Below are 9,363 nucleotides of genomic sequence, written 5' to 3' on the forward strand. Positions count from 1 at the left end.
GCCATCAATTTCGTCCCCACATCGTTCCGGGCTATCGGGCGCCCTTGTCGTTGGTTTCCTAACACAATCTGTTTCAGGCCGGAAACCGGCGTTTGCGCTTAACCTGCTCGTCTGCTCGGGTCAATGCGCGCTATTGATCGCTTTCAGGCGACAGAATATATGTCAGCAGGGGTCCGGTTTCGGCAGACATTCATTTTTTTGCCATTCTGGGCGTGTCTTAGGGCGGAACTGTGGGGTTCGACGAGAAGATGGGCCTGGACGGTCGGAAGGAAAATGTCGCTGTGGACAAGCGGGTCCGTGAAGCCGGCCTGAGGCCGACGCGCCAGCGCATTGCGCTGGCCGATCTGCTTTTCGCCAAGGGCGACCGCCATCTGTCGGCCGAGGAACTGCACGAGGAGGCGGTCGCGGCCGGCGTGCCGGTGTCGCTGGCCACCGTCTACAATGCCCTTCACCAGTTCACCCAGGCGGGCCTGTTGCGCATCCTCGCCGTCGAGGGCGCGAAGACCTATTTCGACACCAACACCTCCGACCACCACCATTTCTACATCGAAGGTGAAAACCGCATATTCGACATCGACAGCGGTCCGGTGACGGTCGCCAACCTGCCGGAGCCGCCGGAGGGGATGGAGATCGCCAATGTCGACATCGTGGTGAGGCTGCGCCCCAAGCGCTGCGAATGAACGGCGACGCCCGAATAAACGGCAGGGCCGGAATGATCAGCCAAGAATGATCCGCCAGGAATGAAACCCCTCGACCTGACAATCCGGCTCGAATGGGCCATCGTTGCGGTGGCTGCCGTCGTCTTCTACGCTTCAACTGGTATAAGCTGGTGGCTCTTCGGATTGCTTATCCTGGCGCCTGACCTGTCTATGTTCGGTTATCTGGCGGGGCCGCGCGTCGGTGCCCTGGCCTACAACGCCTTGCATATCCTGATCGTGCCCGTGCTGCTGCTGCTGGCCGGTCACCTGTCCGGCAAAGCGACCGCGACGGCGGTTGCATTGATCTGGATCGCCCACATCGGCATCGATCGTGCGTTGGGCTACGGCCTGAAGCTGTCAACCGGCTTTCAGGACACGCATCTTGGCCGTATCGGCCGCTAGTCTAAGCAGCTGTTTGGAACTCTTTGGTCCGGAACGATCGTGGTCAAACGGTCAAAAGATCAGTCCTTGACCCGTTCACCGGGATAGGCGCCCCAGACAAGCGACTGAGCGAGCCAGCCGGTGTGGCCCTCGAACGTCATTTCGCACCACTGGCCGTCGCAGGACTTGATCGTGCCCATGACGCCAGGCTCGACCATCGCGACCACCCTTGCGTCCTGTTCAGGGCTGTTGAGAAGGTTCACCTGGGCGCCCTTGCCGCGCTGCCACGGGGCGACGATTGCGGTGCGCCGGCCGGAAAGCAGCGACTGGTTGATCCAGCCCTCCGAACCGTCGGCGTCGCGCACGCGGCGCCATGTATCGAATTCCTGAATGATCTCCATCGGCAGGCCGGCCTTCATATACATCCAGTCGACCGAGTAGTTGGCGCCGGGGCCGACGCGCGAGTTGACGCGGCCGGATTTCAGGCTGACGAATCGCGGCAGCGGCAGACCGCTCGGGCCGAGCGTGACGACGCTCTGGGCAGGTGCTGCCGCACTCTGCGCCGCGGCAAGCGGAGAATGAAGCAGAGCGCCGAGAAATGCTGCACTGAGGGTCAGGCGAAGCGACGCGAAACCAGACACTTTCATTCCTTTCGGCGCTTGCCTTGGCGCCCCTTTTTCTTTGTCTTCGGCGGCACCGCTTGTTACATGGGGTAATCGGCACCGCGACCGGCTTTCAGTTTCGCCGGTCTTGGTTAAAGAGGTCTCAACGAGATCGGGGTACGAGGAAACAATGGTAGGCAAAAAGAAGCCTCTCGTGGTCATCACGCGAAAGCTGCCCGATCCGGTCGAGACCCGCATGCGCGAACTGTTCGATGCCCGGCTGAATGTCGAGGACAGGCCGATGACGCAGCCGGAACTGGTCGCGGCGGTCAAGGAAGCCGACGTGCTGGTGCCGACGGTGACCGATCAGATCGACGCGGCGCTGATCGCCCAGGCCGGCGACAATCTCAAGCTGATCGCCAATTTCGGCAATGGCGTCGACAAGATCGATGTCACGGCGGCGGCCAAGAAGGGCATCACCGTCACCAACACGCCCAATGTGCTGACCGAGGACACCGCCGACATGACCCTGGCGCTGATGCTGGCTGTGCCGCGGCGGCTGGCGGAAGGCGCCAACGTGCTCACCGGCGACAAGAAATGGGCCGGCTGGTCGCCGACCTGGATGCTTGGGCGCCGCATCTGGGGCAAACGGCTCGGCATTGTCGGCATGGGGCGCATCGGCACCGCGGTCGCGAGGCGCGCCAAGGCCTTCGGCCTGTCGATCCACTACCACAACCGCCATCGCGTGTTGCCGGCCGTGGAAGACGAATTGGAGGCGACCTATTGGGAAAGCCTCGACCAGATGCTGGCCCGCATGGACATCATTTCGGTCAATTGCCCATCGACGCCGGCGACCTTCCATCTGCTCTCGGCGCGGCGGCTGGCGCTGCTGCAGCCCACGGCCTATGTCGTCAACACCGCGCGCGGCGACATCATCGACGAAGAGGCGCTGGTGAAGATGATCCAGGACGGCAAGCTCGCCGGAGCCGGCCTCGACGTCTACGAGCACGAGCCGGCACTGAACGGCAAGCTGCTGAAGCTCGCCGCCAAGGGCAAGGTCGTGCTTCTGCCACATATGGGCTCGGCAACGCTCGAAGGCCGCATCGACATGGGCGAAAGGGTCATCATCAACATCCGCGCATTCGTCGACGGCCACCGGCCACCGGATCGCGTGCTGCCGCTCAGAACCTGACGTCAGCCTCCGAACGAAAGCCCAGGCTTACGCAAGGACCTTGCGCATGGTGATCGAGGTCGGCCTGATGTAGCCCTCATGCGCCGTCCGTTCGGTCTCGTGAAAGCCGAGGCGGGCAAAGGCGGCATGGTTTCCGGTCAGCTCGATCCGCGTCTGAAGTTCGACCGCAGCCTTGCCGCGGCTGCGGGCAAGATCCTCGACCGCCAGCATCAGCCGCCGGCCAATGCCTTGGCCCTGACAATCCGGCGCGACGGCGAGCTTGCCGACGTAAAATTCCGCCGTCCTTTCAAGGGCAAAAACGCAACCGACGATCCTGTCCCCCTCGAACGCCACGAATCCGGTCTCACGCCGCGCCTTGTCGCGCAAGGTTTCGGCGGTCAGCAGGTGCGCCGAGGAGGGCGGGTCGATGATACCGTCCATGGTGGCGAACGCGTGCATGATCAGTGCGAGCATATCGTCCCAATGGTCGAAATCGGCAGGAATCCTCATGACGGTGACAACTTCGGTCCGATCCACGATGTCAGCTTCTCTTGTAGCGGATCGTATCGAACCGCGCGGCCAGCCCATCATAGAGCAGCAGCCGGCCGACCAACGGCTCGCCGATGCCGGTGATCAGCTTGATCGCCTCCATCGCCTGCAGCGTGCCGACGACACCGGTCAGCGCACCAAGCACCCCGGCCTCGGCACAGGACGGCACTAGGCCAGGCGGCGGCGCTTCCGGAAACAGATCGCGATAGCCCGGATTTGGCACCCCGTCCTTGCCGTTTTCGAACGGCTTCAGCACGGTCACCGAACCATCGAAGCGTCCAACAGCGGCGTGCACCAGCGGTTTCCTCTCGCTCGCGCAGGCGTCGGCCACCGTATAGCGGGTTTCAAAATTGTCGGAACCGTCGACGACGATGTCATAACGGGCGACGAGGGCAGCGGCGTTGTCCGCGGTCAGCCGGAACGTATGGGTCTCGACAGCGGTGTTGGGATTGATGCGCGCGATTGCCGCCTTGGCGCTATCGGTTTTCAGCATGCCGACGGTGTCGGTGCCGTGAATGACCTGGCGCTGCAGGTTGGAAAGCGAAACGGTGTCATCGTCGATCACGCCGAGCGTGCCTACGCCGGCGGCGGCAAGATATTCGAGCACCGGCGCACCCAGCCCGCCGGCGCCGATCACCAGCACCCGCGCCTGCTTCAGCCTCTGCTGGCCGGCGCCGCCGACCTCGGGCAGCACGATGTGGCGGGCATAGCGTTCGATCTCTTCGTCGGTCAGGGCGGCAGCGGTCATTGCCGGACCATATAGCGGCTGAAAAACCTTGTCAGGAGCCAATGCATGTCGCCCAAAAGTGTGAAGCGGTTTTGGGACCACGACATACGTAGACAAAGATCTAGATCGTTGGCCCAACCGTGCCGTGRTCGACAGTCAGGAATTGCGCACGTCCCTTGAGACTGGAAAACAGCGCCGCGTCGGTTCCGGTCATGAACGCCTGGCAGTTCAGGTCTTCGAGGATGGAAAACAGCGCCGCGCGCCGCCCGCCATCCAGATGCGCGGCGATTTCGTCGAGCAGCAGGATCGGTGTCATGCCAGACATCTCGCCGGTTAGCCGGGCGTGCGACAGGACGATGCCGACCAGCAGCGCCTTCTGCTCACCCGTCGAGCAAAGTTCGGCCGGCATCGACTTGGGACGGTGCCGAACCACCAGATCCGAACGGTGCGGTCCCTCGAGCGTGCGCCCGGCGGCGCGGTCGCGGTCACGACCTTCGGCAAGCGTCCGGCGGAACCGCTCCTCGACGTCGACCGCCGGCGCGATGGCAATCTCGGCCTCAAGCTCACCCGAAAGGCCGATATCGGCCTGCGGAAACGGTCCGGTGTCGGGCAGCCTGTCGATCATCGCGGCCAGCAGGCGCACCATCTCGGCGCGTGCGGCGGCGATCGCCACACCGGTTTCGGCCATTTGTGTCTCGATCGCGTCGAACCAGCGGTCGTCCCGGGAGCCTTCAGTAAGCAACCGATTGCGGCCGCGCATCGCCTTTTCGTAGTCGATTGCGCGCTGGCCGTGGCCGGGATCGATCGCCAGCACCAGCCGATCGAGAAAGCGCCGGCGATCCGCGGCTGGTCCGGTGAACAAGGCGTCCATCGCCGGCGTCAGCCACACCACGCGCAGCCACTCCAGCATCTCCTCGGCCGATCGCGCCGAAGCGCCGTTGATGCGCACGCGCCTGCCGCCTTCGCCGGCACTGTCGCCACCTGAAATGCCCGTACCGATCTCGACCTGGCCGTCGGGCCCATCGAGCCGGGCGTGCAGGGCAAAGCCGCCGTCGCCGCCTTCGCGCGCGACATCCGCATAAGGCGCGCGGCGCAAGCCGCGTCCCGGTGTCAGCAAGGAGATCGCTTCGAGAAGATTGGTCTTGCCCGCACCGTTATCGCCGGAAAAGACCACGGCACCCGGCGCCAGGTCGATCGCCAGCCCCGCATAGTTGCGGAAATTAGTAAGTGTAAGCTTACTTATGTGAGTCTGTGCCGGCAACCGCTATCCGCCTATAGAGCGGTTCGTCGTTTCACGGAAAACGCAGACCTGCTCTAACTCTTTGTTTTGACGCAATTCCGGGCGGAAAACCGTTTCATATTTTTCCTGGAATTGCTCTGGAAGTCGCCGCAGCCATAATTCTCGCTGCCGGTCCAGTCGCGGGCCGGATTGGTGACGCCGCGCCGGCTAGACCCGCATCGGCATCAGCACGTAAAGCGCGGTCTCGTCGGCCATGTCGTGGATCAGAGTCGGCGAACCAGCGTCGGCCAGCATGAACTTGGCCTCCGTGCCGGTCAGCTGCGCGGCAACGTCGAGCAGGTACTTGGCGTTGAAGCCGATCTCGATTGGATCGGACGAATAGTCGGCGGCCAGCTCCTCGGTGGCGCTGCCTGAATCCGGATTGTTGACCGCAAGCGTCACCTGACCGTCGCTGATCGAAAGCTTCACCGCGCGGCCGCGTTCGGAGGAGATGGTAGAGACGCGATCGACAGCGGCGGCGAAACTCTGGCGGTCGATGATCAGCCTCTTGTCGTTACCGGTCGGAATGACCCGCTGATAGTCCGGGAAGGTGCCGTCGATCAGCTTCGAGGTCAAAACCACGCTGCCGATGGTGAAGCGGATCTTGGTGTCGGACAGTTCGGTGGTGACCGCGACATCCGGATCGTCGACCAGCTTTTGCAGCTCGCTCACGGTCTTGCGCGGAATGATGATGCCCGGCATGCCCTCGGAACCCGCCGGCGCGTCGATCTCGGCGCGTGCCAGGCGGTGGCCGTCGGTCGCCACCGAGCGCAGCTTCAGCTTGCCGCCGACCTCGTGCGTGTGCAGGTAGATGCCGTTCAGATAATAGCGCGTCTCTTCGGTCGAGATGGCGAACTGGGTCTTCTCGATCAGGCCCTTCAGGGCAACCGAGTCGAGACGGAAGATATGCGAGAAGGATCCGGCCGAAAGCTCGGGGAAATCGGATTGCGGCAGGCACTGGAGGCGGAAGCTCGAACGGCCGGACGTTACCGTCATGGCGTTGCCGTCCTCGTCCGTCTTCAGCATCACCTCGGCGCCGTCGGCGAGCTTGCGCACGATGTCGTAGAGCAGATGTGCCGGAACCGTCGTCGCCCCGCCGCGCTCCACCTTGGCGGGCGTCGCTTCCGTCACCTCCAGGTCGAGGTCGGTCGCCTTCATTTCGAGGCTGGCGCCCTCGGCGCTGAGCAGCACGTTGGACAGGATCGGTATGGTGTTACGCCGCTCGACGACACGGTGGACGTGGTTGAGCGACTTCAGGAGATTTGACCGTTCCAGGATAACACGCATGACGAAACAGGCTCGCTTGAATGAATGACGGGTCACCAGTGAGCGGCGCCCCGCGAAAGGTCTGAACAGGCTCAGAATCTGCGTAAACTGACAGGAAAAAACCAGCAAACGCAAGCCCGCGACACCGGTTCAGGCCGGCTACGCGGGCTTTCTGGGGATAAAGGCCACGAAGTCCGCGAGCCGGTGTCGCAAAACCAAATTCCGGATCGCCCCCAGGCGACACCACGAATCCAGGACCGCACCGGCAAGTCATTGAATTCCGGTGCTGTTCTGGTTTCGTCTTCGCCAGACCGGTCAGGCCTGGTCGTTGATCAACCGCCTCAGGAGCTCGAGTTCCTGCGCCAGCGTATTGTCGTTGCCCGAAAGGTCCTCGATCTTGCGAACGGCGTGCAGCACCGTGGTGTGATCGCGGCCGCCGAAACGCCGTCCGATCTCGGGCAGGGAGCGCGGCGTCATCACCTTCGACAGGTACATGGCCACCTGCCGCGGCTTGACGATGGTGCGCGTGCGCCGGTTGGACAGCAACTCGGTCTTCGACACGTTGTAGTGGCGCGCGACGATGCGCTGGATGTCCTCGATACGAACCCGCTTCGGCTCGCCGGTGCGATAGATGTGGCCGAGGATCTCGTCGATCCGGTCGATGGTGATCTGCGGTTCGAAGGACTGGCGGAACAGCAGCTGATTGAACGCCCCTTCCAGCTCGCGTCCGCTGCCGGTCACGGTGCGGGCGACGTGATTGAGGATCTCCTCCGAAATATTGAGCGATGCGTCATCGACCCTTGCGGTGGCAAGGCGCAAGTTGAGCATGCCAAGGCGCATGGCGAAATCGGGCGCCGACATTTCAAGCGCGACGCCGCCATTGAGGCGCGACCGGACCCGCGGTTCGAGCGATTCCAATTCCGACGGCGGCCGGTCGGCGGCAACGACGACTTGCTTGGCGCTGTCGAGCAACATGTTGATCAGGTGGCAGAATTCATGCTGGATCGACTTGCCCTGCAGGAACTGCATGTCGTCGATGATGAGCAGGTCGATGTCGCGCAGCTGTTCCTTGAGCGTCAGCGCATTGTTGTCACGGATCGCGGTGGCAAAGCGCCACATGAAATACTCGGCCGTGAGATAGACGACGCGCGACTTGGGGTTCTGCTTCAGCGATTCCGCGGCGATCGCCTGCAACAGGTGTGTCTTGCCGAGCCCGACGGTTGCGTGAAGGAAAAGCGGGTTGAAGCGCACCGCGCTGGATTGCGATTCCGCAACTGCCTTGGCGGCGGCGAAGGCCACACGGTTCGACGGTCCCTCGATGAAGGAGCCGAATGTGTAGCGCGGATCAAGCGGCGAGCCGAGCACATTGTGCCGGAACTCGCTCTCGACCGGTGTGCCCGGACGCGGAGCCGGTGCGCGCTCAGTCCGGCCGGGGCTGACAGTGCCGGCGGCGAGCGCCGTCTGCGTCTGCCGCGTCATCTTGGCTCGCGCAGGCGCCACTTCCGGCTCGGCATGGCTGTGCCCCTGGCGGGTCGCCGTCCGCACAACGATCTCGATCTTGAGGAGATCGGGATCCTCCTGCTTCCACAACTCGGAAATGAGGTCGAGATAGTGACCGTTGATCCATGAGCGCAGGAAAGCGGTGGGCACCGAGATGCGGATGATGCCCTTGGAAGCCTCCGCGACCTTCATGCGGCCGAACCAACTCGAATAGACTTCAGTTCCCAGGCGCGCCTTCAACTGGGTCTTGACCCGGTCGAACTTCTGTTCCGCGTCGCTGGACACCGCCATGTCGTTTGCTCCGGTCAAAGTTCCAGGAAATGGGAGGTCGCCCGTAAGCTCCCGTTCGATGCCGCTCTGCATGGTCTCTTCCTTGTCTTTCCGTACCCTGTTCCACCGGGGATGCGCCCCTGCACCCGTGTCCCGGCAACTGCGTCTTCGCTACGATGCCTGCTGCCGCCGCCGGCAGATGACATCGCCAACATTCGGGGGAAACCGGTGCCGGCCCATGGAAGCCAGTCCGCGTTGGGTATGTCTGGGCAATACGACACCATCCGGCGAAAAGTGCGCCGGCGCGCCGTCTACCTGCCATGTCTAGTTACGCCAGTCCCCTACCGTATCGAAAAAGACAAACCAAAGCCGTCCACGGACTTGATCCGCGTTGCAAATCCCGCCAATTTAAGCTGGCCGTTACAAGGTGGGTTAAGGCCCGGAGCCCGTCCCTTTCGATAGACCGACATTACCGAAATCGCTGTGGATAGGGCAAGGCCGGGACTAACTGATTTTTAAGGAATCTGGTTAGTGGAGGCGGGTTCGAGTGGCGTGCCGCTACGGCACTTTTTAACAAAGCCATTGTGATTCAAACTCTTTTCCGGCGAATATGAAAAAGCCGGCCCGTCACGAAATTTTATGAAATAATTCGCTTGACAGCGACTTGTCCCCCATCCCCCCGGCTCGATGTGAACAAGCTGTGGACGACTGTCCGCAACTATTTGAAAAGTATAGATTATTTCTGAGTGTCGACTTTTTCCGAGTGAACCCTTTTCAGGGATACCGGCGATCAACCTRCATGGCAGTGCCGGCAAAGCATTTCGAGCCGCCAAAGGGCTGTTTCCGGCCATTCTTTTTAAGTGCTTGCCGGCAAACGAAAAAACCCGGCACAATCGGCCGGGTTCTCAGAACGTCAGTCC

At 62.5% G+C, this 9,363-nt stretch carries 9 protein-coding genes; 3 read left to right on the forward strand and 6 right to left on the reverse strand.

All coding sequences use genetic code 11. The features are described 5' to 3' along the window. Window positions 1–248 precede the first annotated feature (248 nt). Window positions 249–680 carry an iron response transcriptional regulator IrrA gene (irrA, locus tag ACXJ7R_RS17055; RefSeq protein WP_167458528.1) on the forward strand — a complete coding sequence of 144 codons (432 nt, stop codon included), beginning with the start codon at window positions 249–251 and terminating at the stop codon, window positions 678–680. 60 nt (window positions 681–740) lie between these two features. Beyond that, window positions 741–1,100 (forward strand): DUF4260 domain-containing protein, encoded by a 360-nt coding sequence (locus ACXJ7R_RS17060; protein WP_457152862.1) that lies wholly within the window; start codon window positions 741–743, stop codon window positions 1,098–1,100. Window positions 1,101–1,159: 59 nt separating this feature from the next. Here ACXJ7R_RS17060 and ACXJ7R_RS17065 read toward each other — a convergent pair whose 3' ends face one another. Then, the gene (locus ACXJ7R_RS17065) at window positions 1,160–1,720 is read right to left on the reverse strand and encodes an SH3 domain-containing protein (protein ID WP_095084275.1); all 561 of its coding nucleotides are present in this window, start codon (window positions 1,718–1,720) and stop codon (window positions 1,160–1,162) included. 151 nt (window positions 1,721–1,871) lie between these two features. Here ACXJ7R_RS17065 and ACXJ7R_RS17070 point away from each other — a divergent pair, with 151 nt between their 5' ends. Continuing rightward, window positions 1,872–2,873, forward strand: coding sequence for a 2-hydroxyacid dehydrogenase (locus ACXJ7R_RS17070; protein ID WP_457152863.1), 1,002 nt, complete (start codon window positions 1,872–1,874; stop codon window positions 2,871–2,873). 27 nt (window positions 2,874–2,900) lie between these two features. Here the strand turns inward: ACXJ7R_RS17070 and ACXJ7R_RS17075 are convergent, their stop codons facing one another. From ACXJ7R_RS17075 to dnaA, 5 genes are all read right to left on the reverse strand, one after another. After that, window positions 2,901–3,362, reverse strand: a complete 462-nt coding sequence (locus tag ACXJ7R_RS17075; protein WP_457152865.1) for a GNAT family N-acetyltransferase — start codon at window positions 3,360–3,362, stop codon at window positions 2,901–2,903. Between the two features lie 31 nt (window positions 3,363–3,393). Beyond that, complete coding sequence (locus ACXJ7R_RS17080) at window positions 3,394–4,149, reverse strand: molybdopterin-synthase adenylyltransferase MoeB (protein WP_457152864.1); 756 nt, start codon at window positions 4,147–4,149, stop codon at window positions 3,394–3,396. 100 nt (window positions 4,150–4,249) lie between these two features. Then, window positions 4,250–5,389, reverse strand: coding sequence for a DNA replication/repair protein RecF (gene recF / locus ACXJ7R_RS17085; RefSeq protein ID WP_095082387.1), 1,140 nt, complete (start codon window positions 5,387–5,389; stop codon window positions 4,250–4,252). 186 nt (window positions 5,390–5,575) lie between these two features. Further along, window positions 5,576–6,694, reverse strand: a complete 1,119-nt coding sequence (dnaN, locus tag ACXJ7R_RS17090; RefSeq protein WP_095082385.1) for a DNA polymerase III subunit beta — start codon at window positions 6,692–6,694, stop codon at window positions 5,576–5,578. Between the two features lie 294 nt (window positions 6,695–6,988). Next, on the reverse strand, window positions 6,989–8,536 hold the full coding sequence (dnaA, locus tag ACXJ7R_RS17095; protein ID WP_095082383.1) for a chromosomal replication initiator protein DnaA: 1,548 nt from the start codon (window positions 8,534–8,536) through the stop codon (window positions 6,989–6,991). Window positions 8,537–9,363 lie beyond the last annotated feature (827 nt).

Source organism: Mesorhizobium sp. P5_C1, assembly GCF_054049815.1.

What these genes read in the sequence shown, in the direction of transcription:
- dnaN (WP_095082385.1), bottom strand. Translation starts at nt 6,694, where the DNA reads ATGCGTGTTATCCTGGAACGGTCAAATCTCCTGAAGTCGCTCAACCAC.
- irrA (WP_167458528.1), top strand. Translation starts at nt 249, where the DNA reads ATGGGCCTGGACGGTCGGAAGGAAAATGTCGCTGTGGACAAGCGGGTC.
- ACXJ7R_RS17080 (WP_457152864.1), bottom strand. Translation starts at nt 4,149, where the DNA reads ATGACCGCTGCCGCCCTGACCGACGAAGAGATCGAACGCTATGCCCGC.
- ACXJ7R_RS17060 (WP_457152862.1), top strand. Translation starts at nt 741, where the DNA reads ATGAAACCCCTCGACCTGACAATCCGGCTCGAATGGGCCATCGTTGCG.
- dnaA (WP_095082383.1), bottom strand. Translation starts at nt 8,536, where the DNA reads ATGCAGAGCGGCATCGAACGGGAGCTTACGGGCGACCTCCCATTTCCT.
- ACXJ7R_RS17070 (WP_457152863.1), top strand. Translation starts at nt 1,872, where the DNA reads ATGGTAGGCAAAAAGAAGCCTCTCGTGGTCATCACGCGAAAGCTGCCC.
- ACXJ7R_RS17075 (WP_457152865.1), bottom strand. Translation starts at nt 3,362, where the DNA reads ATGAGGATTCCTGCCGATTTCGACCATTGGGACGATATGCTCGCACTG.